The 25,097-nt window shown below is 67.8% G+C and carries 22 protein-coding genes and 1 pseudogene; 10 read left to right on the plus strand and 13 right to left on the minus strand.

Features of this window, described 5'->3' with window-relative positions; genetic code table 11:
• Positions 1-74 precede the first annotated feature (74 nt).
• Entirely contained in the window at positions 75-938 is an 864-nt protein-coding gene (locus ACWEKS_RS06985) for an Ig-like domain-containing protein (protein WP_452339220.1), read from the minus strand.
• Between the two features lie 423 nt (positions 939-1,361).
• On the opposite strand from ACWEKS_RS06985, the pseudogene ACWEKS_RS06990 reads away from it, so the two are divergent.
• Both ACWEKS_RS06990 and ACWEKS_RS06995 read left to right on the plus strand, forming a co-directional pair.
• A pseudogene (locus ACWEKS_RS06990) lies at positions 1,362-2,683 on the plus strand (family 1 glycosylhydrolase).
• A gap of 161 nt (positions 2,684-2,844) precedes the next feature.
• Positions 2,845-3,843: an MBL fold metallo-hydrolase gene (locus ACWEKS_RS06995; RefSeq protein ID WP_452339221.1), complete on the plus strand. Its 999-nt coding sequence runs from the start codon at positions 2,845-2,847 to the stop codon at positions 3,841-3,843.
• On the opposite strand, the gene ACWEKS_RS07000 is transcribed toward ACWEKS_RS06995, so the two are convergent.
• Positions 3,835-6,564: a helix-turn-helix transcriptional regulator gene (locus tag ACWEKS_RS07000; protein WP_452339222.1), complete on the minus strand. Its 2,730-nt coding sequence runs from the start codon at positions 6,562-6,564 to the stop codon at positions 3,835-3,837. The two genes, ACWEKS_RS06995 and ACWEKS_RS07000, sit on opposite strands and share 9 nt — an antisense overlap.
• Positions 6,565-6,683: 119 nt before the next feature.
• On the opposite strand from ACWEKS_RS07000, the gene ACWEKS_RS07005 reads away from it, so the two are divergent.
• Positions 6,684-7,928 carry a M24 family metallopeptidase gene (locus tag ACWEKS_RS07005; RefSeq protein WP_452339223.1) on the plus strand — a complete coding sequence of 415 codons (1,245 nt, stop codon included), beginning with the start codon at positions 6,684-6,686 and terminating at the stop codon, positions 7,926-7,928.
• A gap of 57 nt (positions 7,929-7,985) precedes the next feature.
• Positions 7,986-8,402: an anthrone oxygenase family protein gene (locus tag ACWEKS_RS07010; RefSeq protein ID WP_452339224.1), complete on the plus strand. Its 417-nt coding sequence runs from the start codon at positions 7,986-7,988 to the stop codon at positions 8,400-8,402.
• 77 nt (positions 8,403-8,479) lie between these two features.
• Here ACWEKS_RS07010 and ACWEKS_RS07015 read toward each other — a convergent pair whose 3' ends face one another.
• The 6 genes from ACWEKS_RS07015 to ACWEKS_RS07040 form a co-directional block, all read right to left on the minus strand.
• Positions 8,480-8,608, minus strand: coding sequence for a hypothetical protein (locus tag ACWEKS_RS07015; RefSeq protein WP_379439127.1), 129 nt, complete (start codon positions 8,606-8,608; stop codon positions 8,480-8,482).
• 202 nt (positions 8,609-8,810) lie between these two features.
• Complete coding sequence (locus ACWEKS_RS07020) at positions 8,811-9,686, minus strand: NAD(P)-dependent oxidoreductase (RefSeq protein ID WP_452339249.1); 876 nt, start codon at positions 9,684-9,686, stop codon at positions 8,811-8,813.
• Between the two features lie 154 nt (positions 9,687-9,840).
• The gene (locus tag ACWEKS_RS07025) at positions 9,841-10,323 is read right to left on the minus strand and encodes a Dps family protein (RefSeq protein ID WP_452339225.1); all 483 of its coding nucleotides are present in this window, start codon (positions 10,321-10,323) and stop codon (positions 9,841-9,843) included.
• Between the two features lie 32 nt (positions 10,324-10,355).
• Positions 10,356-11,201 (minus strand): catalase, encoded by an 846-nt coding sequence (locus tag ACWEKS_RS07030; protein ID WP_452339226.1) that lies wholly within the window; start codon positions 11,199-11,201, stop codon positions 10,356-10,358.
• Positions 11,202-11,232: 31 nt separating this feature from the next.
• Positions 11,233-11,688 (minus strand): aquaporin, encoded by a 456-nt coding sequence (locus ACWEKS_RS07035; RefSeq protein ID WP_452339227.1) that lies wholly within the window; start codon positions 11,686-11,688, stop codon positions 11,233-11,235.
• The gene (locus ACWEKS_RS07040) at positions 11,634-11,942 is read right to left on the minus strand and encodes a hypothetical protein (RefSeq protein WP_452339228.1); all 309 of its coding nucleotides are present in this window, start codon (positions 11,940-11,942) and stop codon (positions 11,634-11,636) included. The genes ACWEKS_RS07035 and ACWEKS_RS07040 overlap by 55 nt, the downstream gene beginning before the upstream one ends.
• Before the next feature lie 160 nt (positions 11,943-12,102).
• On the opposite strand from ACWEKS_RS07040, the gene ACWEKS_RS07045 reads away from it, so the two are divergent.
• Together ACWEKS_RS07045 and ACWEKS_RS07050 are read left to right on the plus strand one after the other, a co-directional pair.
• On the plus strand, positions 12,103-12,792 hold the full coding sequence (locus ACWEKS_RS07045; RefSeq protein ID WP_452339229.1) for a response regulator: 690 nt from the start codon (positions 12,103-12,105) through the stop codon (positions 12,790-12,792).
• Positions 12,793-12,976: 184 nt separating this feature from the next.
• Positions 12,977-13,951, plus strand: coding sequence for an aldo/keto reductase (locus tag ACWEKS_RS07050; protein ID WP_452339230.1), 975 nt, complete (start codon positions 12,977-12,979; stop codon positions 13,949-13,951).
• A gap of 35 nt (positions 13,952-13,986) precedes the next feature.
• Here ACWEKS_RS07050 and ACWEKS_RS07055 read toward each other — a convergent pair whose 3' ends face one another.
• On the minus strand, positions 13,987-15,438 hold the full coding sequence (locus ACWEKS_RS07055; protein WP_452339231.1) for a purine-cytosine permease family protein: 1,452 nt from the start codon (positions 15,436-15,438) through the stop codon (positions 13,987-13,989).
• A gap of 106 nt (positions 15,439-15,544) precedes the next feature.
• On the opposite strand from ACWEKS_RS07055, the gene ACWEKS_RS07060 reads away from it, so the two are divergent.
• Positions 15,545-17,119, plus strand: coding sequence for a PucR family transcriptional regulator ligand-binding domain-containing protein (locus ACWEKS_RS07060; RefSeq protein ID WP_452339232.1), 1,575 nt, complete (start codon positions 15,545-15,547; stop codon positions 17,117-17,119).
• Positions 17,120-17,179: 60 nt separating this feature from the next.
• Here the strand turns inward: ACWEKS_RS07060 and ACWEKS_RS07065 are convergent, their stop codons facing one another.
• Genes ACWEKS_RS07065 through ACWEKS_RS07075 form a run of 3 tightly spaced genes read right to left on the minus strand, consistent with a single transcriptional unit; the run spans position 17,180 to position 19,796 of the window.
• The gene (locus ACWEKS_RS07065; protein WP_452339233.1) at positions 17,180-18,049 is read right to left on the minus strand and encodes a polysaccharide deacetylase family protein; all 870 of its coding nucleotides are present in this window, start codon (positions 18,047-18,049) and stop codon (positions 17,180-17,182) included.
• Positions 18,046-19,167, minus strand: coding sequence for an oxidoreductase (locus tag ACWEKS_RS07070; RefSeq protein ID WP_452339234.1), 1,122 nt, complete (start codon positions 19,165-19,167; stop codon positions 18,046-18,048). The genes ACWEKS_RS07065 and ACWEKS_RS07070 overlap by 4 nt, the downstream gene beginning before the upstream one ends.
• Positions 19,164-19,796 (minus strand): DUF1989 domain-containing protein, encoded by a 633-nt coding sequence (locus ACWEKS_RS07075; protein ID WP_452339235.1) that lies wholly within the window; start codon positions 19,794-19,796, stop codon positions 19,164-19,166. The genes ACWEKS_RS07070 and ACWEKS_RS07075 overlap by 4 nt, the downstream gene beginning before the upstream one ends.
• A gap of 119 nt (positions 19,797-19,915) precedes the next feature.
• On the opposite strand from ACWEKS_RS07075, the gene ACWEKS_RS07080 reads away from it, so the two are divergent.
• The 3 genes from ACWEKS_RS07080 (at position 19,916) to ACWEKS_RS07090 (ending at position 23,774) form a co-directional block, all read left to right on the plus strand.
• Complete coding sequence (locus tag ACWEKS_RS07080; RefSeq protein ID WP_452339236.1) at positions 19,916-21,241, plus strand: amidase family protein; 1,326 nt, start codon at positions 19,916-19,918, stop codon at positions 21,239-21,241.
• Positions 21,242-21,496: 255 nt separating this feature from the next.
• A complete protein-coding gene (locus ACWEKS_RS07085) occupies positions 21,497-23,029 on the plus strand; it encodes a GAF domain-containing protein (protein ID WP_452339237.1) in 1,533 nt (510 codons plus the stop codon).
• Positions 23,030-23,519: 490 nt separating this feature from the next.
• The gene (locus tag ACWEKS_RS07090) at positions 23,520-23,774 is read left to right on the plus strand and encodes a hypothetical protein (RefSeq protein ID WP_452339238.1); all 255 of its coding nucleotides are present in this window, start codon (positions 23,520-23,522) and stop codon (positions 23,772-23,774) included.
• Between the two features lie 5 nt (positions 23,775-23,779).
• On the opposite strand, the gene ACWEKS_RS07095 is transcribed toward ACWEKS_RS07090, so the two are convergent.
• Positions 23,780-25,097, minus strand: a 1,318-nt coding sequence (locus ACWEKS_RS07095) for a LuxR C-terminal-related transcriptional regulator (RefSeq protein ID WP_452339239.1), incomplete at its 5' end; no start/stop codon positions are given.

Raw genomic sequence — 25,097 nt, forward strand, 5'->3', positions numbered from 1 at the left:
CAGATTCCGTTTACATGACCACTGCGGTCGGGGTATCCCCGACCGCAGTGGTCATGGCGTGCCGGGTGCGGCGATCAGCCGAAGGAGCCGGTGCTGGGCTTGGGGGTCGGGGTGGGGGTGGGGGTCGGGGTGTCGGCCACGGTTACTGCCTGGGTGGTGGTGGAACCGGCTACGCCGGTGCGGCCGGAAAAGGTGGCTGCGATGTTGTAGGTGCCCGCGGCACCCGGGGTCCAGACGATCGAGGCGGTGCCGTTCGCGGCGACGGGGATGTCACCGAGAACCTGGTCGCCCGCCTTGAACTGGATGGTGCCGCCCGCTGCCGCCGGGGAGACGGTCGCCTGCAGGGTGACGGCATTGTTGACCTGGGCGCCGCTCACCGGGGCGAGCGTGGTGGTCGATACGGCGTCGCTGGACACGGTGATGGCCGGGCCCTTGTCGGTGTAGTTGCCGGAGCCGAGGGAGCCGTTGTAGCTCATGGAGGTCGGCAGCGGGGTGTCCCGGGCGCAGTTGACCCCCACGGTGTACTGCACCTCGAAGGTCTGGGACTTCGGTGAGATGTTCGGGTACACGGGGTATTTGACGATACTGAAGGAGGCGCTGACCGAGTCCGGGGCCGAGGTGTCGAGCGTGACCTGGTCGCCGCCCATCCTGCCCGAGCCCGCGACCGGAGTCAGGCAGGCGGGGTGCGCGTCCTTGACGGAGTAGATGTACTCGACCGGGATGCCGGTCCGCTCGAACATCGTCGTGACGGTGATGGTTTCGCCGGCGATCGGGTTGGTGTCCGAGACCGTCCGGGTGAACTTGCTGTTCCCGTCGGTCCAGGTGACCGTTCCCGATGCGGCCGAGGCCGCGCCGGGGATCGCGGCGACCGCGAAACCGGCCGCCACCGCGAACGCGGCCATCGAACCGGCCGCCCGCCGCGTACTGCTGTCCATCATTGTTTCTCCCACAGACATCGGGTGTCCCTCGACACGGTCGTCGAGGGGTTGCCGCACCCGAGTTGGGCAGCATTAGATCACGGTGAAATGGTCAATGGACCAGTTTCTGAAATGATCGTGATTCAGTTTTGGTGAGTGCCGCGGCGGACCAGGTCGTCATGGACCGGTGGGCGCGGCCGCACCGTCAGCCCGCGTCTGCGGGCGAACGCACTGTAGACGTTGGGACACAGGATCTTCACGCCATTGCTGGAACGCTTGCCCCGCGCGGGTGCAGACCCGGCCGCCGCGAGGCGCCGGCGCGTATCTCGACCGTGGTTGTGCCAAACCACTATCGACCCGGCATATTCCCGAGACGAATTGCAGCTATCCAGGAGTAAGTAACCGCGTTCACTCATTTCGAGTACTGGTCCCGGGGAAGTGCTGATGCGCACTCGATTTCGCTGTCTCGTCGCGGCCGGGCTGGTCATGGCCGCCACCCTGCTCCTGGTGCCCGGGGCCGCCCGCACCGCACCGGAAAGACACATCGGCGTGCTCGGCGACGATTTTCTCTGGGGTGTGGCGGCCTCCGGATTCCAATCCGAAGGCCAGTCACCCGACAGCAATTGGACTCGTTACATCGAAGACAATCCGGGCTGGGACCGCCTCGGCGATTCCGTCGATTTCCATTCCCGGTTCCGGTCGGATATCGCCTTGGCCGAGAACCTCGGCGTCAAGGTGTTTCGGATCGGCGTGGAATGGGCACGGCTGGAACCCCAACCGGGAGTATGGGATCCGGCCGCCTTCGCCTTCTACGACGACGTGATCGACGCCATCGTGGCAGCCGGTATGCGCCCCATGCTGACGCTGGACCACTGGGTGTATCCGGGCTGGGAGGCGAACCGGGGCGGCTGGCGCAATCCCGGTATGGTGGCGGACTGGCTCACCAATATGCGGAAGGTCGTCGACCGCTACGCGACTCGCAACCCGATCTGGGTGAGATCAACGAGCCGGTCGCCTACATCATGCACGAGGTACGTCAGAACCGGACCGACGCCGGCCAGATGCTGAACGAGGTGGCGCAGGCGCACAACAGCATCTACGACTACATCCATCAGGCGCAGCCGAATGCATTGGTGACCAGCAATGTCGGCTACGTTGCCGGGGCGGAGTCACAGGTCAACGGACCTCTGCTGGAACGCATCGGCGACAAACTCGATTTCATCGGCATCGACTACTACTTCGGCTACCAACCACCGGACCTCGCCGCCGCGAACACGCCCGGCGGTTCGGCGCCCGCCCCGGTGGGAATGTGGGATCTTCCGGTCCGGCCCGAGGGCATCTACTTTGCGCTGCAACACTATTCGCAACAGTTTCCCGGCAAGCCATTATGGATCGTGGAGAACGGCATGCCCACCGAGAACGGGCAACCCCGCGCAGACGGTTACACCCGTTCCGAACACCTGCGAGACACCGTCTACTGGCTGCAGCGCGCGAAGACCGACGGCATGAACCTCATCGGCTACAACTACTGGAGCCTGACCGATAACTACGAATGGGGCTCCTACACACCACGATTCGGCCTCTACACCGTGAACGTACGCACCGACCCGGCCCGGAACCGCGTACCCACCGACGCGGTCGGCACCTATCACGACATCATCGCCCACAACGGCGTGGCCGCCGAGTACCTACCGGTCCGCGCCCCCGCCGACTGCGAGCTGGTCGATCCTCCCGCCAGCTGCAACACACCGGTCACAGCACCCTGAGCACCACATGGACGTGCTCGAGCATCTCTGGTCGGCGGGCCGATCGCTCGGGCTGGAAGACATCTTTGTGCTCGACCGACCCCAGTCGTTCGACGGATTCCGTTGACGCGGCCGGTTCTTAGCGTTGGGCGGGTTCACCGTTCTCGAGGGAAGGCAATGAGATGAACGCCCAAGCGATACCGGACCGGGAGCTCACCGAGCGGCCGGACGGATATCAGGGACCGAACCTGTCACCGGTGGGGCTCGAACATCGGGCACAGTGGTTCGCGGATGGGGTTGTCGCGCTGATGGCGACGCTGCCGCCGAAGGATAACAACGGGGTTATCGTGGGCAGCGCTGCGGCGCTCGTGGTGGATGCGGGAATTACGCCGGCCATTTCGGCGCGGATTCAGGCGCAGGCGGCCACATTGACCGATCGGCCGGTGCGATACCTGGTGAATACGACCTATCACGGCGATCACACGTTCGGCAATGCCGCGTTCCCGGATGAGGTGGTGGTGATCTCGTCGCGGCTGAACAAGGAGAACATGTTCGATCTGGACAACGAGAAGCGGCAGCGGACCGGGAACATGTACGGCGCGGAGGCGGAGTTCGACGCGGTGACCCGCTGGCGCACACCGGATGTGGTGTTCGACGACTTCGCCGAGATCGATCTGGGCGGGCGCGTCGTGCAGCTGTGGCAGTTCGGGCCGGGCAACGGTCCGGGCGACACCGTGGTGTACGTCCCGGATACCCGCACCGCATGGACCGGTAACTACGTTTGCCATGCGGGCATCGCGCCGATGCTGCTGCAGGGCGGGCCCGAGCCCTATCTCGCCTCCTTGCGGAAGATGCGGGAAACACTGCCGGACATGGCGATCGTGGTGCCGGGGCACGGGCCGATGGGCAATGCGCTCGAGGCGGTCGACTGGTTGATCGGATACCTGGAGCAGCTCCGGGACGAGGTCGCCGTGGCGGTTGCCGAGGGAAAGACCCTGGAACAGGTTCAGTCGCAGGTCACCGATCCGTGGGCGGAGACGCTGGCGCCGAGTCTGATTGCCGCGCTGCATGATTACGCGGTTCCGGCCGAGATCGCCACCCAGGGCCTGCTCATGCTGTGCCGGAATCTGCACCGGCTCAATGTGCTGGCGACCTACCGGAGCCAGTCTCGCTCAGCGTGATTCGTGGAGGAGGGCGGCCAGTTCGGCCCGCGTCGCCACACCGAGTTTCGGAAATGCCTTGTACAGGTGGTAGCCGACGGTGCGGGGGCTGAGGAAGAGCTGGCCGCCGATATCGCGATTGGACAGTCCCTCGGCGGCCAGGCGCACGACCTGAAGTTCCTGGGGCGTCAATAGATCCAGGACCGAAGCGGTGGGCGGCCGCCGGCCGGTGTCGCCGGTGGCGCGGAGTTCGGCGCGGGCGCGCTCGGCCCAAGGGTGGGCGCCGAGCCGGTCGAAGGTCTCCGCGGCGGCGCGCAACCGGGTGCGGGCTTCCGCCTTGCGCTGGTATCGGCGCAGCCATGCGCCGTAGAGCAGGGCGGTCCGAGCCCGTTCGAAGGGGCGACCGCCCTTCTCGTGCAGGCGCTCGGCCGCCTCGTAGTGCCCCTCGGCCTCGTCGGCGGGGCCGGTCAGGGCCAGGCAGCGCTCGTATACCGCACGTGTACAGAGGGATCCACTGGCGGCCGACCAGCGGCGGAGTTTGTCGAGGGATTCGGCGAGGTGGTCGGTCCGCCCGGTGCGTACCGCGGCTTCCACCCGCAGGGGTATGAAGGACACGGCCATGTAGTGGCCGGACATCGGTCCGCGGGCGGCGGATTCGAGCCGGTCGGCTACCAGGTCGTAGCGGCCCGCACCCAGATCGAGCAGGGCGAGGGCGGTGATGGCCAGCACCGCGGTGGCGGTTTCCCCGCGGTCGAGGGCGGCCGTGAGGGTCGACTCGGCGAGCGCGCGGCAGCGAGTCTCGTCACCGGCCAGTGCGGCGGCCCAGGCGAGAGTGCAACGCAGGCCGTCCATCTGGTTGCGCTGCCCGATGGCGTCCGCGAGCGCGAGTCCCTCCTCGGCGTGCACGGTGGCGTCACGGTTGCGCCCGGTGGCGAATTCGGCCGACGCGAGATAGTAGAGCCGCATGGGCAGCGCGCCGAGCATCGACTGCTCGCGCGCCTCGGTCACGAGGGTTTCGAGCAGTTCACAGGCTTCGAGGTCGAATCCGGTCATGAGACCCATTGCGGCGCCGTTCATTCGCTCGTCCTGGGTGAGTTCCGCCGACCGCGTATGCACGAATTCCGCGCAGGCGCGCAATCTGGGTAGCGCGAATTCGTCGTCACCGCTGAGCATTCGGGCCATCCCGATCAGCCCCTCGGTCAGTGCATTGGGTCCGAAGCGACGGTCCAGCAGGGTGGCCGCGCGTTCGGTGAGTTCGGCATCGCCGACGAAGAAACCGTTACGCACCGCGTCGACCAGCATCGGGCCCGCCGCATCGTCCGGCGCCCCGGCGGCGGCGTCGACGAGGATGCGCGCCGCAGTGCGGCGGGAACCGAATTCGGCCTCGACCGCGGCCCGCAGCGCGGCCAGCCGCGGGGCATCGGCTTCGCCGATCGGTCCTCGCCCGGCCCGGCGTAGCAGGGCGCCGGTTCGGTGCAGATCACCGGCGACCGCAGCCGCCTTGGCGGCGCAGATCAGGCGCCGGGTGCCGGTCCCCGCGACGACGGTCAGCTCGGCCGCGCGTTCCATCGCCGCGGACGCGGCGGCATGGTCCGCGCGCTCGTATGCGCGGCCGGCCGCGGCCTCCAGGTCGTCGGCGAGCGTGTCGTCCGGACCCGTCGCCGCCGCCGCACGATGCCAGACTGCGCGGTCGGCAGCCTCGGTACTACCGCTGCGGTGCAGCGTTTCGGCGAGTGCGTGGTGTGCGGCCAGCCGGAGGTGCAGCGGGGCATCGCGCAGGATGGCTGCGCGCACCAGCGGATGCCGGAAGCTGACCTGGTCGCCCCGGCGCACCAGCAGTCCCGAGCGTTCGGCCGCCGCCAGATCCGCGGGGCTCGCGCCGAACGTGGCGGCGGTGTCCAGCACTACCGAGAGTTCCCCGGTCTGCTCGGCCGCCGCGATCAGCAGCAGGGTGGCCGCGGCTTCGTCGAGGCGGGCGGCGCGGGCACCGAAGGCGGTCTGTACCCGGGTGGACAGCGGGAGCATGGCGAGGTCGTAGGGCACGGCCGGGGCGGCTCCGGTCCGCTGGTCGGCGCTCAGCGCGGACGGCAGTTCGACCAGGGCCAGCGGGTTTCCCTCGGATTCGGCGAGCATGCGGGTGCGTACCTGCGGTGCGAGTTCGGGGTACCGTTCGTCCAGCAGGGCCGCGGCGGCCGCGCGGTCGAGTCCGCGCAGTTCATGCGCGCTGAGCCCGGCCACGGGGTGGGTGCCGCCGCGCACGGCGAACAGCAGCAGCACGCCCTCGTGATGCAGTCGGCGGGCCGCGAAAGTCAATGCCTCCGCAGAGGATCGGTCCAGCCATTGGGCGTCGTCGACGAGGCACAGTACCGGCCCGTCCTCGGCCAGTTCGGCCAGCATCGACAGCACGGCCAGACCGATCAGGAAACGATCACCGGTCTCCGCGGCGGCCAGGCCGAAGGCGCCGCGCAAGGCGGCGGCCTGCGGTTCGGGCAGGGCGTGGAGCCGATCGAGTGCCGGTCGGAGCAGCAGATGCAGTCCGGCGAACGGCAATTCCGCCTCGAGTTCGATACCGGAGACCCGGATGACGCGCAGTCCGTCGGCGCGCGCCGCGGCGTAGTCGAGCAATGCCGTCTTGCCGATGCCCGCGGGTCCGGTCAGCACCAGCGCTCCGCTGCGGCCCGCGACCGCATCCGCCAGCAGTCGATCGATCAGCGCCAGCTCTTCGGCACGCCCGTACAGCACTCGACGGACCCTACCTAAGGGACATGACAGATCACGGACCGGTCGATTGACTGAATTCTTCTGCAGCGCACCGCCATAGCGTTTCTACCAGTCGATACCCACCGAAATCAGGAGCTGGTATGCATCCGAATTACTCGCTGAGCGAACGTGATCGACGCTGGGCGCTGGCCCGCGAGCTGATGGACGACCAGGGCGTCGACGCCTTGGTGATCTACGGCGAGCACGAGACCGGCGGCCCCGCACCGTTCGCGCCCGACGTCTACTTCACCAATGAGCGTCCCGGCGCGATCGTGGTCTTTCCCCGTGACGCCGACCCCATCTCGCTGGTGTGGTCGCCCATGCACATCGCCGACCACATCGAGGCCCGCCGCCGCGGCGAGGCATGCTGGACCGAACCGCAGAACATGCGGGTGGCCAAGCATGCCCAGGGCGTCGTCGATGTGTTGAAGGAGCACGGGCTGGAGCGGTCGGCGGTCGGGGTGATCGGCCTGGAGCCGTATCCGCCGTTCCACTTCAACCCGATCATGCCGTACGGGCTGTGGACGGCGGTCCTGCAGCAGTTGCCGCAGGTGAATGTCAAGCCGATGTGGTTTCCGTTCCTGCTGCGCACCCTGACCCAGTCGGCGGAAGAGCTTGCGGTGCTGCGGCGTTCGGCCGAGACCGGCGAGGCGATGGCGCAGGCCATGCTGGACGTCGCCGCGCCCGGCGTGAGCGAGGCCGAGGTGTACGCGGCCGGCATGTCCACGTCGTTCCGGCTGGGCACGGTCGCGCCCGGCATGCTCATCCAGTCCGGTCCCGGCTTCGCCTGCTGGGGACCGCCGGTCTGGTCCTACCGCCCGCAGGAGCCGCGGACCATCGAGGACGGCGACGTCATCCTCGCGGAAGTGTTCTGCCAGTACGGCATGCGCGAATCCCAGCATCAGGTGGCCATCGCCGTGGGTGAGGTGCATCCGGACATCGAGGTGGCGGCGAAGGTGGCGCGCGCCTCCTACGAAGCCGGCGTGGCCGCGCTGCGGCCGGGCAATACCTTCGGTCAGGTGGTCGACGCCATGAAGGCCCCCCTCGACGCGGCCGGCGGCTGGAACGTGCATCCACTGGTGCACGGGATGAATCCCTATGGCACCGTCTGCGGCTTCGGCAGCGGGATGCGCGAACTGCCGGAGGCCGCCGAGTACGGACTACTGGCCGAGGTGCCGACCATCGGCAGCGATCTGCCATTGGCCGAAGGCATGGTGTTCGCCTTCGAACCCAACTGCGTCATCGGCGGGAGGCTCGCGAACATCGGCGGTACCGTCGTAGTCGGGGCAGACGGTGCGGTGGAACTGAATTCGCTCACCACCGATCTACTGCGCGCACAACCCTGAATCGACGGCGCGAAAATGTATCGGACACTTGCCTTTCTGGCGATTCTGTCGGCTGCCATGCTGGTCGGCCTGATGACCACGCTGTTGACCGTCATGCGCGGCATGTGGAATCAGCAGAGCGACGCCGGCGCAGCACGCGGCTTCCAGGACTTCCTCCAACACGCGGCCACCAACCGCGTGCTGTCCACACTCACGATCATCCCCATCATCAGCGCCGTCTGGATGGCGTTCCTCCATGCACCGGACACCACCGCCAAGGTGTGTGCCCTGACCGGCGGCGGCGTCTTCCTGATCGGCTTCTTCGTGTGGACCGCCGTGTTCAACCTGCCGATCTACAAAGCCGTCGCAAAATGGGACCTGACCGAGGCCATACCGGACGATGTCCGCACCGAAATCGGCCGCTTCCACGCCTCCAACATCGGCCGCCTCACCGCAGCGCTCGCCACGAGTGTGCTGTTCTTCCTAGCGATCTGAGCACCTGATGATCCGGACGGGACCGAGGCCGCAGGTTGTGCGGCCTCGGCCCCGTTCTCGTTGTCGGGTTGGGGAATTCAGATGTGGTCGACCAGGCCTCTCGCACCCTCGGACAGGGCGCAGTGCGCACAGCAGAAGAACCTGCCGTCCGCCTCCACGCCGTGACCGATGATCTTGCAGTTGCAGTGCTCGCAGATGGGTGCCATTCGGTGGATCGCACATTCGAAGCAGTCGAAAACGTGCCGCACTCCCTGAGCTTCGACGACGATCGGCATCGCGTAATCGTTACCGCAAACCTCGCATGCGCTCATGGATCGCACGCTACTCCGTGGGACCGGTTCGGCGTCTGAAGTTCCGGTTAATAGGCCCTTGACCAGCAGGTTTGCGGTGCCGAGGTGGCTGCCTCGGCTACGCCGGCAGGCCGGCCCGGCGGCGGGCCACGGCGGCAACGGCGGCCCAGTCCTTGTCGCCGTCGCCGTGGGCGAGGGCGTCGAGGAAGGCGTCGCGCAGCACGCTGCCGAAGGGCAGCGGGACGTTCGCCGCGGCGCCGGCGGTCAGGGCCAGATTGACGTCCTTGAGGCCGAGTGGCAGCCGGAAGCCGGCCGGTTCGTAGCGGCGGTCGGCGACCATTTCGCCGTAGCCGGTGTAGATCGGACCGGGAAACAGTGTGCCGCTGAACATTTCGACCAGGTCGGTGGGCCGGACACCGTGGGACTCCGCCAGACTGCACGCCTCGGCCATGGACTCGATGGCGCAGGCGATCAGGAAGTTGGCGCTGATCTTCGCGGCGTTGGCCTGGCTGGGGCGGGTACCGAAAGGCCAGGTGCGCCGGCCCATCGCGGACAGCAACGGCGCTGCCTGCGCCAGCGCCGTGTCACCGCCGGCGGCGAGGATGTTCAGTTCGCCGGCGGCGGCCACCTGGGGCCTGCCGAGGACGGGCGCGGCGACGTATCCGATGCCGTGCTCGGCGTGCAGGGCTGCGGCCCGGTCGGCGAGCGCGATCGAGACCGTCGCCATGTTGACGTGCACGGCGGCCTTCGCCCCGGCCAGCAGCGCCGGGTCGAGCAGCAGCTGTTCGACGGCGTCGTCGTTGGCCAGCATGGAGACGACCGCCTCGGCGGCGAACACGTCAGCGATGCTCCCGGCCGCGTCGGCGCCCTGGGCGACCAGCGCGGCGACCGGCTCGGGGGAGCGGTTCCAGACCAGGAGCCGATGGCCGGCCCGCAGCAGGCTGGCGGCCATGCCCTGTCCCATTGCGCCGAGCCCGATGAAACCAACTGACATTCCGGTCATCACACACTCCTCGTTGTCGTCGTCGGCCGACCGGCTGGGCGGCGGCCGTCTCCAGGCCGAAGGCCAGGGTGCCGGGCCGGACGGACCGGGCCCGATTCATCGTCCTCCCCTGGTCCGGCATCGCCTCGTCCGACATCGCCGCTGTCTATCCCGCAGTGCGGTTTTCGCTGCTGAGCAGCCACGCCTGCTTCTCGAGTTGATTGATGACGGCATGGAGCAGGTCCGCGGTGGACGGATCTTCGGCATCGATGTCGTCGTGCACGGCGCGCAGCGTCGCCACCACATCGCGAATCTGTGTGGTGACCAGGTCGACGATGACGGCGGTGTGCTGCTCACCGGCCGGGAGTTCCGGCAGGAGGCTGGTCGCCGCGATCGTCTGGGGCCGGCCGTCCGGCACCGCGTCGAGGGCGCGCATCCGTTCGGCGATGGTGTCACCGGCTTCGCGTGCGGCATCGACGATTTCGTCGAGCTGCAGGTGCAGGTCACGGAAGTTGTGACCGACGACGTTCCAATGCGCCTGCTTGCCGTTGAGGTGGAGAGCGGTGAGCTCGACGAGGACCTGCTGCAGATTGCCCGCCAGTCGTGACGACGCGCGAAACGCGATTGCCGATTCCATGTGAGTGGTCATGATGGTGCTCCTGAATGTGTTGGGGTGGTGGACTATTCGGACCAGAGATCGGTGGTTCCGGCGATCAGGCTTTGCTGAGTGCGGACACCCTGCTCGATGCGGTCGCCGAGCTTCTTGTCGACATTGCGCCAATACTCGAAGGCGCGTCGCAGGACCGGTTCGGTGACACCGTGGAGGAGGTGGCCGACGATATTGCCGGCCAGCCGAGCCCGCGCGGCATCGTCGAGCACGTCGCGCACGAGGGCGCCTGCCTGTCCCCAGTCGTCGTCCTCGGGTCGCAGGGTGTAGGCGGTGCGCACCATCTCCCCGTCGGTGTGCCAGCCCGCCGGTTCGCCGTAGCGTTCCGGGTCGGCGCGGGGGCCGCCCTTGGAGTTCGGCGCGTACACCGGGTCGGAGACGGTGCGGTATCGCATCGCGCCGTCCTTGCTGTAGCTGTGCACGGGCGTGATGGGTGCGTTCACCGGCAACTGGTTGTAGTTGGTGCCGATCCGGGCGCGGTGGGCGTCCGAGTAGGCGAACATCCGGCCCAGCAGCATCCGGTCCGGGCTCGGACCGATGCCGGGCACCAGATTGCTGGGCGCGACGGCCACGGTCGAGAACCTGATCACCAGCTCGGTCGTCGTATCCGGTTGGAACACAGCGGCTTTGGTGTAGGCACTGACGTCGGCGGTGACCTCGAACCGGCCGAAGGCGCCGCCGCCCTTGGCGTGTGGCTGACGTTCGGGCACACGTTCGCGGTTGAACTGGGCCATCTGCTCGATCAGATAGTGATCGTGCAGCAGGATCGGTCCGTCCGGGCCGACGGTCAGCGAGTGCTCGTCGCTCTGTACCGGGATGCCGGCATCGGTCGTCGTCGCTCTGGGCGCCGGGTTGGTCATGGCTTGCCTTTCTGGTGGTGGAGGGAGCGGATCAGCGATCGTCGGGATCGAGTGCGAGGAAGACGGCGCCCGCGGGGGCGCCGGCGATCAGCTGAGCCGCGAGATACACCCACAGCGTCGGCCAGGCGAACATCCCCAGCACGGCCGCGCCGATCGTGACCGCCGGATTGAACGCTCCGCCGGAGATCGCGCCGACCGCGAATCCGCCTGCCACGACGGTGAATCCGATCGCCAGCCCGTAGAACGAGTTGTCCGGATGGCTCTTGCTCGTGGCGACGTTGAGCATCACGTAGCACAGCGCGAAGGTGAACAACAGCTCGACCACGAACGCGGCCGCGATGGTGTGATAGGTGGGGGCCGGATGCGGCGGGGCTGCGGGCTGCGCGGGATCCACGACGGCACGCGCTACCACCGCGGCCAGTAGCCCGGCAATCAGCTGCGCGATCCAGTACCGGACGGCGTCGCGCAGCGCGATCCGATGTCGCACCAGCACCGCCAGGGTGACCGCCGGGTTGTAATGCCCCCGGAGATGTGCCCACCGGCGTAGATCATCACCATCAGCACCGCGCCGATCGCCAGTGGTGCGAACGGGCCGACGCTGCGGACGGCCGTCCCGACCGTGAACACCAGGAAGAATGTCCCGATCAGCTCGACGGCGTACTTCGCCGCGGTCCGGCGGGCAGCGGCCGCCCGGTACGGTTCAGCTGCGCGGACAGTGGCGGCCTCTTCGAATGTGACCATGTCGCGACTCCTCGGTTTGCCTTCTGGGACTTCCAGAATCGCTGTCACGCGAGCCGGTGTCGTCGCTGCTGACATCCATCGGTGCTCCCCGCCAGCACCACAGTGGGTATGGCGGCTACCTGCAATCGGCCCGGTTATGCTCGACGTCTATCGGCCATCCATGTCCGGCGCAGCCAAGGAAGGCGAGAGTTCAGTGACGACTCCGTTGCGGGTGCTGCTGGCCGATGACGATGTACTGCTCCGGGAGGGGTTGGCGAGCCTGCTCACGCGTTCGGGCTTCGACGTCGTGGCGCAGGCCGCAGACGCCTCGCACTTGCTGGAGCTGGTCCGGGACATGCGGCCCGATCTGGTGGTGGTCGACATTCGAATGCCGCCGACCCACACCACCGAGGGGCTGGACGCGGCCCGCGCGATCCGCGACGAATTCCCGGAAACCGGCATCCTCGTGCTGTCGGCCCACTCCGATGTCGAGCATGCGATGGAGTTGCTGGCCAGCGGCCGGGGAATCGGCTACCTCCTCAAGAGCCGGGTCACCGATGTGGAGGATTTCATCGACACGCTCCAGCGAATCGCCAAGGGCGCGTCGGTCGTCGATCCGGCGCTGGTGACGGAGTTGGTGTCCGCCCGCCGGCGCAACGATCCGCTCGCAGCGCTCAGCGCACGCGAGCACGAGGTGCTGGCCCTGATGGCGCAGGGGCGTTCCAACGCCGGGATCGCCCGGCAGTTGTGGGTCACCGAAGGCACCGTCGAGAAGCACGTGCGCAGCATTCTGACCAAACTGAATCTCGCCGAGACCCACGACGATCATCGCCGGGTGCTGGCGGTGATCACCTTCCTCGAGTCGCGCTGACCCGATCCGCTCCTGCGCCCCGCAGCAGCGCCGCCGTGCTGCGCACACGCAGGGCAGGTGCAGCTGCCGGGAAGGCCGGGATTGCTGCTGGCAGGAATCGTCGATGGGCGCTGGCCGTGGCGACAAGCACCCTCCGGAGCGCGACAGTAGGCAGCAAGACCCCTACAGAGATTCGGAGAGCGACATGAAGACAACAATTTTGGGAAGAAGCGGACTGCACGTTTCTCGAATTGCCTTCGGCACGTGGCAACTCGGCGGTGATTGGGGGCGGTTCGACGAGGACGCCGCGATCACGGCGATCCGGCGCGCCCGTGATCTCGGCGTCAACTTCTTCGACACCGCGCAGGCCTACGGCTTCGGTGCGTCCGAACGGATCCTGGGCCGGGCGCTGCGCCCCGAACTCACCAGCGCCCGTGACGAACTCGTGATCGCCACGAAGGGCGGGCTGCGCAGGACCGGCACCGGCCTGGTCCGCGACGCGAGCCCCGACTGGTTGCGCAAGGGAGTGGACGCCAGCAGGGCCGCGCTCGGCGTCGACCACATCGACCTCTATCAGGTGCACTGGCCGGATGCGGCCGTGCCGGCCGCCGAGACCGCGGGCGCGCTGGCCGACCTCGTCGCCGCGGGCAAGATCCGCCATGTCGGGGTCTCGAACTACAGCCCGGCGCAGATCGCGGAATTCTCCGCCGTGCTGCCGGTGGAGACGGTACAACCGCCGTACCACCTGTTCCGGCGGGACATCGAGGACGACCTGCTGCCGTACTGCCGGGTGCAGAACGTCGGCGTGCTGGTGTACGGGCCGCTGGCACATGGCTTGCTGACCGGAACGCTGCATCGCGATACGACGTTCGCCGACGACGACTGGCGCAGCACGAGCCCCGACTTCACCGGCGACGTCTACCGGCAGAATCTGACAGCCCTGTGGGAGCTGGAGACCTTTGCCGCCGACCGCAACATCACGGTCGGTCAATTGGCAATCGCCTGGACGTTGGCCAATCCCGCCGTGCACGTCGCGATCGTCGGCGCCCGGCAGGCCGGCCATATCCAGGACAGCCTCCGAGCCGCGGACATCGTGCTCGACGATTCCGACCTGGACGAGATCGACAAGATCATGGCATGGGCCATGCCGATCGCCGGGCCGTCACCGGAGAGTGTGTGAGCTGGTGACCAGCACCGGGGCCGGCACGTTCACGCTCACTCGCGCTCTCGGTGCAAGGCCGTCGAGCAGCGCCACCGACGGGCGGCGGTGAGGAAGGTGTAGAGCCCGCCGGCGACAAGACTGCCCGATAGCCAGGAGAAGTCGGTATTGGCCAGGGCCTTGGCAAGCGGGCCTTGCATCGCGGGGACCAGGCCGTATTGCCAACTCCAACTGGCGAGCAAGCCGGCCACGACGCTTGCCAGGCCGGGGATGTTGAGCTTGCCGTAGGCCGAGGACGCGGCATCGCGGTACAGGTCGGGAATCGACGGGGTGCGGCGGTGGATCAGGAAATAATCGACGAGCAGGATGGACATCCAGGGGCTGATCCACATGAGTATGGAAACCATCCAATTGTCGAAGGCGTGGGCGAAGCTCGATGAGTTGATGAAGATGGCCAGAACGACAGCGGCGATCGCACCGGCGAAGAGGGTGATCTTCCAGCGGGCGATGCGGATGCCGATGGTCAGCGCGGCCAGCGAGCACGAGTAGAGGTTGAGGATGTTGGTGGCGACCGGGCCGTGCATGATCAGCAGGAGTACGGGGATCGCGAGGGCACCGAAAGTGCCGACGACCAAGGTGGACGGGTCGGCGCTGCCGCCGGCGCTCGCGAGACCGGCGCCGAGGGCGGCGAGCCAGACCGTCGGAATGTACATGCCGGAGGCCGAAGCCCAGAAGACGGTCCGGGCGGGCAGCTTCGGCCGGGCGAAGCGGCTGTAGTCGGCGGCGTAGGGGATCCAGGTCAAGCCCCAGCCGACGCCGATGGCGGTGACGAGCTGTGTGATGGCCGTGAGCTTTTCGGCGGGAGTGTCGGCCTTGGCGGGTGACCAGTCCAGGTGGGTTCGGGCGAGCGCCACCACCGTCATCACCACCATGACCGCGACTGTGAGCGGTACCGTGTACTTCTCGAAGGCGCGGATGGCGTAGAAGCCGTACAGCGCGAGGGCGAGCTGCACAGCCATGATGACCGCCGCCACAGCGATTTTCAGCCCCAGACCACCTCGGATGCCCATCTGTTCGAGTACGGCCAGGACCAGGTCGAGCACCACCCAGCTGTTCACGCCGACCCAGGCCATGGTCAGCAGACCCTGCACGATGGCCGGCAGCGCCGCGCCGCGGATACCGAAGGCCGAGCGCCCCAGCACCATCTGATTGACGGCAGTGCGGTGACCGATCACATTGAACAGGCCGAATATCGCGCAGCCGAACAGATTTCCGACCACGACGACGATCAGGGTCTCGAGCAGGCTGAGCCCGAGGGTGATGCCGAGCGCACCGAGCACCCAGTTGATGGGAGCGATATTCGCGCCGCACCAGATCCAGAACAGTTCCCAGGATGAGCAGTCGCGCTCCTGGTCCGGGATGGGCAGGATGCCGTGCTCGTCGAAGCGGACTCCGGGATCGGTGGGGGAGGTGATCTCGGCGGTGCCGGGAGGTTGCGGAGAGGACATAGCAGTGTTCCTTCGTAGTGAGGTATCTCATAACAGCACCGTCAATGCCACCGAAGGGATGGATGTTCATCCACCAATTACCGGCTCTCCGTGTACATTCCGCCAGGTGTTGACTATTGGCCGACTCGTCGCGGATCCCGCCCTGGGGCTGCGAGTCGTGACGACGGAACTGACCGAATCCTTGGGGACGGAGATCCACTGGCTGCACACGACGGAGCTCGCCGACCCGTCGCCCTATGTCCGGTCCGGCGAACTCGTGCTCACCAATGGCCTGTGGCTGTCACATGTTTCGGCGGACCGGTTCGTGGCGGCCGTCGCGCGGGCGGGTGCGGCCGGGTTGGTGTTCGGGCTCACGGCGCAGACCCCGTCGCTGCCCGAAGGGCTTGCCGCGCTGTGCCTTGCACACGGTTTGCCGCTCATCGAGCTGTGTGTCGGGGTGCCGTTCGCCGCGCTCACCCGAGCGGCCGCCCGGATCCAGAACGAGGTGCTGCAGGCGGAACTGACCGCCACTGTCCATCGTGGCGACGCCCTCGCCACCGCTCTCTCGCGCGGCAGCGGTGCGGCGGGCGTACTCGAAATCCTGCGCGGTGAAACGGAATTGCCGCTGCTCGTGGTAGACCGCAAAGGTCGCCGCCTGGCCAGTATCGGCTGTGAGCCGACCGATGAGCAGGTGCGGATGGCCGCGGCCGCGCTCAATCGCACCCCGCCGCCGATCGAGGTCGATCTGCTCGGGCCCGGACCGGCGGTGCTGTATCTCGTGGAGGGTGCGATGGGGGAGATCGACGCCGGGCTCTACTGCCTGGAACCGGCCGCGACTCTCACCGCCGCCGATCGGGACGCGCTGGCCCAGGCGGCGCGCTTCCTGAGCTTGGAGGTCACCAAACAGCAGGCCGTCCACGCCATCGAGGCGCGTTTCGCCACCGAGCTATTGGAGATGATCCTCTCCGGGCCGCGCAGCAGCGGTGAGGTGATTCGCCGCCTGCGCGCCTATGGCGTGCCACCGGACCGGCCGCTGGGAGTGCTCGTGTCCGCACCGGTTGCCGCCTCCGATGCCGATGCCCTGCCCGGCGATATCGCCCACACGGTCGGCGCGTTCTTCGCCACCCATGGCATACCGGTCTTCAGCGCGGCGGGCAGCCGGGATGTGGTGTCCATCTGCCTGTGGGAGCGCTCGGCGGACGAGTTGGCGCGCTTCGCCCGAGACCTGGCCGCGGAGGTCGGTAGACGGGTCTCCGCCGAACGGGTCGTGATCGGCGTCGGGGATATCGCCACGGCGGGTGGACTGCGGGAATCGCTGGTGCGCGCCCGCGAGGTCTGCCAGATCTTGCGAGCGCAGCATGGCCCGGACACCGCTGTCTTCGCCGATATCGCGACCTTCCGGATGCTGCTCGGCCTGCTCGACGACCAGGTGCGGCAACGATTCTCGGAGCAGGTGCTGGGCGTCATCCGTGACCACGACGCCCGCACCCACACCGACCTCGAGCACACCCTGCGCACCTTCCTCGCCCACGACGGCCAGTGGGCGGTCACGGCCGCTGCCCTGCACGTCCACGTCAACACCCTGCGCAATCGCATGGCCCGCATCACCGAGCTGACCGGACGCAATGTCAATCGCCTCGAGGACACCATCGACCTGTACCTGGCCCTGATGGCCGAACCGCTGGGCCCGGCCACCTACTGACCGGCCTCGATCCGGATGCCCTCCACTTCGCCGCGCACCCGCGTCGGTGTGAGCGGTGTGCTACGTCGGGTAGACGGCTTCGTCCACGTCGTAGGCGGGCAGGGGGCGGGTCGGGGTGTGGGTGTCCTCCCGTGCCCAGGCCGCCACGTCGCGGCAGCGGCCGAAGGTGACGTCTCCGCACTCCTGGGCGTAGGCGATCAGGTTGCGCAGGGCCAGCATTCGGCCCGGACGACCGGTCAGGAACGGATGCATGCACACGTTGAACAGGCAGCCGTAGTGACGCATGCCGTCGAGCTCGGCCCGCCACATCTGCTCGACCTTGACCGGGGACTCGATGACCGAGCCGATGCGCGGTGCGGGCAGGTACGCGTACTGCTCCCAGTCGTCCAACGACCAGTGCACGGGCAGTTCGACTACCGGGCCCTGTGGGGTGCCCACGTGGTACGGCCGGTCATCGCCCATCAGCGAGGAGTCGTAGGCCAGGCCGTATTCCGCTATCAGGGAAAGGGTTTCGCGACTGGCGCTCCACATCGCGGCGCGATGCCCGGCGATCTCGATGCCCTGGGACGTGAATACCTGCAGGGCGCGTTCGAAATCGGCGCGCTCGGCGCCGGCGGGCAGCGAGGTGGGCGGCCGGTGACTGTAGGAATGGTGCGCGACCTCGTGCCCGCGCTCGACGATCGACGCGGCCAGTCCCGGGCGTTGTTCGGCGACCCAGCCGGGTACGAAGAACGTTGCGGGAACACCCATCTCGTCGAGCAGGTCGAGAATGCGCGGCACCCCCACATCCGGTCCGTAGGCCTGGTGCGACATCACCATGGGGTGCTCGGCGTAGTGCCGGCCCTCGGCGAGGATCGGCGTCTCGGCGTCCACGTCGAAGGTCAGCGTCGCCACCGCGGCCCCGCCGCGGGTCCAGGTCCGAGCGCTCATTCGCCGGTGCGCTCGCGCCAGGCCGCGGCGCAGTCCAGGGTTGCCATGGGGTGCAGCATCTCATGATCGAACGAGGAGAGTTCGGCCCCGGTCTCGACCCGGCGCGGCAGGTCCGGATTGGCCAGTGCGCCCGTACCCAGCGACAGGACGTCGGCGTGCCCGCCGGTCAGCACATCGGCGGCCTGGGGCAGATTGTGCATGCCCCCATTGGCGATGACCGGGCGACCCGACACCTCCCGAGCCAGCTGGGTGACGGTCGTGCCGCTGGGGAGTTTCGCGGTCTCGAGGAAGTCCCGGCCCTCGCTGGCGATGTGCAGATACGTCGCCTCGGTCAGGGTTGCGAAGATGGCGCGCGCGTCGGCCTCACCCTCCGGCCAGCGATAGGTGAAGTCGTTGACCTTGGTCTGCGACAGCCGGACGCCGATCGGGAAGTCGCCGAGGGCGTCACGAATCGCCCGCAGCACCCGCGCGGTGAGCCGGATGCGATTCCGCACCGGCCCGCCGTATTCGTCGGTGCGCTGGTTGGTGTAGTCGGTCAGGAACTGATCGAGCAGATAGCCGTTGGCCCCATGGATCTCGACGCCGTCGAAACCAGCCGCACGGGCGTTCTCCGCCGCCGCGACGAAACCGGCCACGACATCGTCGATGTCGTGCGCGGTCATCTCCCGGGGCGCGTTCCACGCTCCACCGACCCCGCCGTAATCGACCATCATCTGCCCACGCGGCGCCACCGCGGATGGTCCGATGGTCGCGAAACCGTGCGCATTGCCCTGGGAAATGGCTCCGGCGTGCATCAGCTGCGCGACGATCGGAGTCCCGGCCGCGTGCACGGCGTCGACCACCGCGCGCCAGCCCGCGACGTGCTGCTCGGTGACCAGGCCGGGCTGGTTGAGGTAACCCTGGCTGTGGGCGGCGTCCGGATAGATGCCCTCGGTGATGATCAGGCCGAATCCGCCCAGCGCGTATTCGCGGTAATACGAGGTCATCTGCTCGGTGGGAGTGCCGTCAGGGGTGGCCGAGACCCGGGTCATCGGCGCCACGGCGAATCGGTTGCGTAGTTTCAGGGTGCCCAGCCCGAACGGCTCGAGTGCGGGGTGGGCGAGTTCGGTGGTGGTCATCGGTGGTTCTCCTCGCTGGTCGGGGGAAGGACGGTCAGGGCCAGTGGCGTGGGTCGAGCCCCATTGATGGGGTTGTGGTCTTGCGGACAGGCGGAAACCACCACCAGGCAGTCCATTTCGGCGCGGAAGGTGATGGCGTCCCCGGGCGCGGTAGCGGCCTCGAGCCAGGTCAGGCTCTCGTCCGCGGCTACCGGAATGCGCATGAACACATTGATCGGTTGCGGAATGAACGGCGGCGCACCGTATCCCAGCTCGGTCACGGTGTGGCGCAGATTGTCGGCGCAGTTGGCGTGTTCCGGATCCCCGTACGCCGCATAGCGTTCCGGATCGCAGGCGGCGATCAGCATGTCGTGCACACCCGGCGAGGTGTCCTCGGTATACGTGAGGATCGGTCGCCGCCGGTTGGTCACGAATGACTCGCCGAGCGCGGGAAACAGTCGCGCGGTGTGGGTGCGCGTGTGCGAGGCGCTGTGATGCTCGGTGAGATCGTGGGCGTTGTAGGCGAACACATCACCCACCTGGCCGCCATCGACGTCGGTGATCCGCAACCTCGCACCGGCGCTCAGGGTCACCGCTCGGGCTCGCCTCGCCGGCACGGTAATCGGCTCCGGATGGCTCAACACTGTCATGGAGGTCAGTCAACCGAACGACAGGGCGCGGTCGAAATGGATGATCACACAGCATCATTGGAATTCGGTGGATCTTCCTCCATATCGAAGCGGAAATACTGCTGGGTAGCGTCCTGTCCATGACCACCGCCATCGCCATGGGTCGGGCGCTCGCAGCGGGCGATACGACCTCGGCCCACCTGGCCGCAGTCGCCGTAGACCGGGCCCGGCAATCGGATTCGACCGCGGTACTCGTCACCGTCACCGCCGAGCGCGCCGGATACCAGGCCGGGGCTGCCGATCGTCGCCAACTGCGCGGCACCCGGCGCGGTCCGCTCGACGGAGTCCCGATCGCGTGGAAGGACGTCTTCGATATCCAGGGCACGGTCACGACCAGCGGTTCGGCCAGCCACCTGCACGACGAACCCGCCGCGGTGGACAGCCGCCTCGTCCGGCGCGCCCATGACAGCGGGCTGGTCACCATCGGCAAGACCAACCTCAGCGAGTTCGCCTTCTCCGGTCTCGGGATCAACCTGCACTTCGGCACCCCCGCCAATCCCGTCGACCCGGAGCTGGTCCCGGGCGGCTCCTCATCCGGATCTGCGGTGGCGGTCGCGCGCGGCATCGTCCCGCTGGCGGTCGGCACCGACACCTCGGGATCGGTACGGGTGCCCGCCGCCTACTGCGGAATCATCGGGTATCGCGCCAGCCCGGGACGCTACGGTGCGAACGACTTCGCGCCCCTGTCCAGCACACTCGACAGCACCGGCATCCTCGCCACCAGCGTGAACGACATCATCGCTCTCGACCGGATCTTCGCGCCCATGCGACGCGGCGAGCACACGCCGCTGCGGCGATTCGTCGTGCCCGGCGGCGAGTGGACACCAGACGTCACGCCCGGGATCGCCGCCGAATTCGAGGCCGCTCTTGCCGAAATCCGCCGCGCCGGAGCTGATATTCGCAGGCGCGACATGGCATCGCTGAGTGCTGCACAGGAATTGATGGACGGCGCCGGCACCATCGTGGGCGCGGAGGCATACCGGCTGCACGGTCACCGTCTCGGCTCCGGCCTGCCGATCGAGCCCGCCACTCGGCGCAGGCTCGAAAGCAACTCGCACACAGCGGATTCCATCGCCCCGGTGTACGCCAGGATGAGCGCCTTGCGCGCGGAATTCGCCGCTGAACTCGACGGCGCGGCACTGCTGTGCCCTACCGTGCGTCACCCGCCGCCGCGCCTGGCCGATCTCCGAGACCCGGCTGGCTACGACAGCGCGAATGCCGCCACTCTGCGCACCACGATGGTCCTCAGCTACCTGGGCACCTGCGGAATCACGCTACCTGTCCGGACTTCGGCAGGCGGGCCCGCGTGTGGGCTGCTGCTGTCGCTGCCGGCCGGGCGCGACGGCGACCTGCTGGCACACGCCGAGTGGGCGCGGCGCATCTTCGTGAATGCGCGGACGTCGTGACGGCCGTGCGTGCCGGCCCGGATCGCGTCGCGGGCCGCTGACCCGCCACTCCGATGTCCATCGCCGGACAGGTGTCGAACGGTGCGTAGGCTGCAGGGTGACGATCGAGATCCAATTCGAGGACCTTGTCCGAGCCCGTCGGCTCGACGTGAACGCTGGGTGATGATGTGGAAACGGTCTGAGGCGCACAGCTGGCCAACCTCGACGCCAGGTGCAGAATCCGCGCGCTACCAGTCCGATAGGCCGCTCTTCTCGATGCGTGCACATGTGCTGTCGTGGTCGATGCGCCCGACGACCCCGCCGCTGCCATTGGGCGTCGCGGTGGCCGCGTTCTTTATTGCGGCGGAGTCGGTTCTCGTCCTCTGGCTCGGGCGGATCGCTCCCGGCAATGCCTTCGGTGTCGTCTATCTGCTCGGTGTTCTGGTGGTGTCGACCGGGTGGGGACTCGGTCTGGCGGTGACGACATCGGTCGCCAGCGCCATCGCCTTCGGCTATTTCCAGCACCGGCCGGAGCAATCCAGCTCGACCGCAGCCCAGAACGGCGTCACCATCGCGGTCTTCCTCTGCGTGGCGCTACTGGCCAATACCCTTGCGGCAGTGGCCCGATCGTATGCCGCGGAGGCGAATCGCCGCCGCCGGGCGGCCGACCTCGTCGCCCAGCAGCAGGCCGCGTTGCGGCGGGTCGCCACCCTGGTCGCGCGCGGTGCGACATCGTCGGAGGTGTTCTCCGCGGTGGCGCACGAGTCGGCCAGGTGCCTGGGCGTGGTCAACGCGTCCCTGTTCCTCTACGCACCCGATGGCTCGGGCATGTTCGTCGCGGCACGCGACGAACCCGGACTGCCCAGGATGCCGGTCGGCGAGCGGTTCACGCTCGAGGGCGAGAACATCGCGGCCATGGTGCTGCGCACCGGCGGCACCGCCCGGATGGACAGCCACGACCAGGCGACCGGCTCCGCCGCGGCACGCATCCGGGAGCTGGGTCTGCGCTCGGGCGTCGGGGCGCCGATCGTCGTCGACGGCCACCTGTGGGGCGCGATCGTCGCCGGATCGTCGCGCCGCGAGCCCCTGCCGGCCGACACCGAGGAGCGCCTCGCCGAATTCGCGGACCTATTCGCGACCGCGATCGCGAATGCCGAGGCCCGGGCCGAACTCACCGCATCCCGCGCCCGCATCGTCGCGGCCGCCGACGAGGCCCGGCGCCGGATCGAACGTGATCTGCACGACGGCGCGCAACAACGCCTCGTCTCGCTGGGACTCGCGCTCCGCACCGCCGAGGCATCGGTGCCACCCGAACTGACCACGCTCGAAGCGCAACTTTCCGACGTCGTGCAGGGCCTGGTCGGCGTCTCGGACGAACTCCGCGAGATCTGCCGCGGGATCCATCCGGCGATCCTGTCGAAGGGCGGACTCGGCCCGGCGCTGAAGGCGCTCGCTCGCCGCTGCACCGTTCCGGTGAACCTCGACCTGAACCTCGACACGCCCATGCCCGAATCCACCGAAACCGCCGCCTATTACATCGCGGCAGAGGCGCTGACGAACACGGCCAAACACGCGCGGGCCACCGAAGCGACCGTGCACATCACCACCGCCGGCCAGCAGCTCCAGCTTTCGATCCGGGACGACGGAATCGGCGGCGCCGACCCGGCCAAGGGCTCCGGGCTGGTCGGTCTGCGAGACCGCATCGAAGCCCTCGGCGGCCGGATGGAGCTGACCAGCCATCCGGGCGAGGGGACGTTGCTGCAGGCCGGCATTCCGTTCGCGACCTCGGCTGCGATATCCGAGGAATAACCTCGTCGTCATCCGATCGCCCGCTCGCGCGCCGAAAACAGGTAGGTGGGCCCGCCGAAAACAGGTATGTGGGTAGGTAGATATCCCGTCGTCCGAGCGGCGGTTCCCGAAGAAGGTGGTGGAGGACAGGTCAGCCACTACCGCTCGGGAACATCATGGATGGACGGAATCAACAGCGAGGTCGCGACGCGTTCTGGGTCCGGTCGGCGCTGAGTCAGTTGGAGTTCCTCGCGTCCGGCAGATCGATCGAACCGGACACGAGGTCGGTGATCGAATTCGCGATCCGCTGGGCGCCGTACGGCGGTGCGAGTGCGGGCGAGCTGTTGGTGGCATTCGGTGTCGACCGGCGGCGGTTCATGACGCTGCTCGAGGAAGGGTTGTCGATTCGGCGATCCGACAACTCGGAGCAGCGGTGGTTCAAGCAGAAATTGTCGGACGCGTTGACCTCGGCGTGGCGCGTTGATGGCCGCAGCAGGGCCGGTGATGTTCGATGCTGACCAGCGCCGAGGAAGCATGGCTCCGGGCCCAGGGCGATGTGCACGTGCGGATCTGGTTGGGCGGAACGGTGTTCGACTACCGGGCAACCTTGGCCGCCGCCCGGAATCTGATTCATGATTGTCGCCGAAAGTGCTGGTGTGCAATCGAATTGATCATGCAGGAGATCGAGGAATCGCTGCCCGCAGCGCGCCTGCCGAATGAGCGATTGTTCCTCGATCCGCAACCTGCCGGGCCTGCTGGGTGGTAACGGATTCAGGAGCCGGGCTGCTCGGCCGCCCATGTCGCGATCTGTAAGCGCGAGGTGAAACCGAGCTTGGTCAGGATGTGTTCGACGTGACCTTCCGCGGTGCGCTGTGAGATCACGAGCTGAGCGGCGATCGCCCTGTTGGACAAACCTCGGGCAACGAGCTCGGTGACCTGGCGCTCCCGCTTCGTCAGGGTTGCGCCGGGACCCTGGGCGGGTGCGGCGGCGCTGGATTGCTCGCCGAGCGCGAAGGCCACAGCGGAATCGAACGTCATGGCGGCGCCTTCCTGGCGGGCCGCCTCGAATGCTTTGGCACCGAGCGCCTCCCGGGTGGTGCTCACGCAGTCGTTGCGGTGGACGAGCAGAACGGGAAACACGAATGCGGAACTGCCGGCAACGCTCACCAGCGAATCGGCGGCACCCATCAGCACAGCTGGGCGTCGATCAGGGTGTTGCTCGGCCGTGACCCAGGCCAGTGCTTCCATACAGGCCGCGGCAACGAGCGGATCTGCCGCCAGCCGGGCCAGCCGAATGCCCTCCTGCAGCAAGTGCACAGCGCGGTCGGGCTCGCCCCCACGCCAAGCGGTGTACCCCGCTGCCCACAATGCCCAGGACCGGAGCATCGTTTCGTGGGTGGATTCGGTGATTGCGAGCACCCGGTCGAAGCATCCGATGGCCTGCGGCATGTCACCCAGGACCGCGCAAGACCATCCAAGGGAGATCAGCGCATCCAATTGCAGGCTGAGCTCACCGGATGCTTCGTAGATCTCGACGGCGTCGGCCACGAGCTTGTGCGCGCGATCCACGTCGGCGTCGCCCCGCATCAGAACGGTGTTTCCGGCAGAGTGCGCGAGCAGAGCCCCGACCACGGGGTCGTTGGTCTGTTCGGCCACGTGCCTCAGTTGTGTCAGTTTGTCGGTGGCGTCGGCGAAGTCGCCTTGCAGCGTGGCCATTGCCTCGGCGGCATGCAGCGCCTTGGCCCGATCGATGGTCGGCGCTCCGGTCGTGCGGGTGAGTGCACGAGCAGTCCAGCGGCGACCCTCGCTCAACCGCGCGCGCATTATCCAGAACGGGTACAGGGCCATGGTCATCCGCAACGCTGCTTGGTTCGCCTCGGACACAGCGAATTCCAGTGCCTTGCGGAGATTCGGCAGTTCCCGCTCCAGTCTGGCAACCCACTGCATCTGGTGCGGTCCGATCCATTCGGCCTCTGCCTGGAGCGCCAGACCGAAGCACCAATCCTGGTGTCGCCGAACGGAATCCATGTACTCATCGGCGTCCTCGGCCTGGTGCCTGCCGTATTCCTGGACGGTCTCGAGCATCCGG

Source organism: Nocardia sp. NPDC004711 (assembly GCF_053601595.1).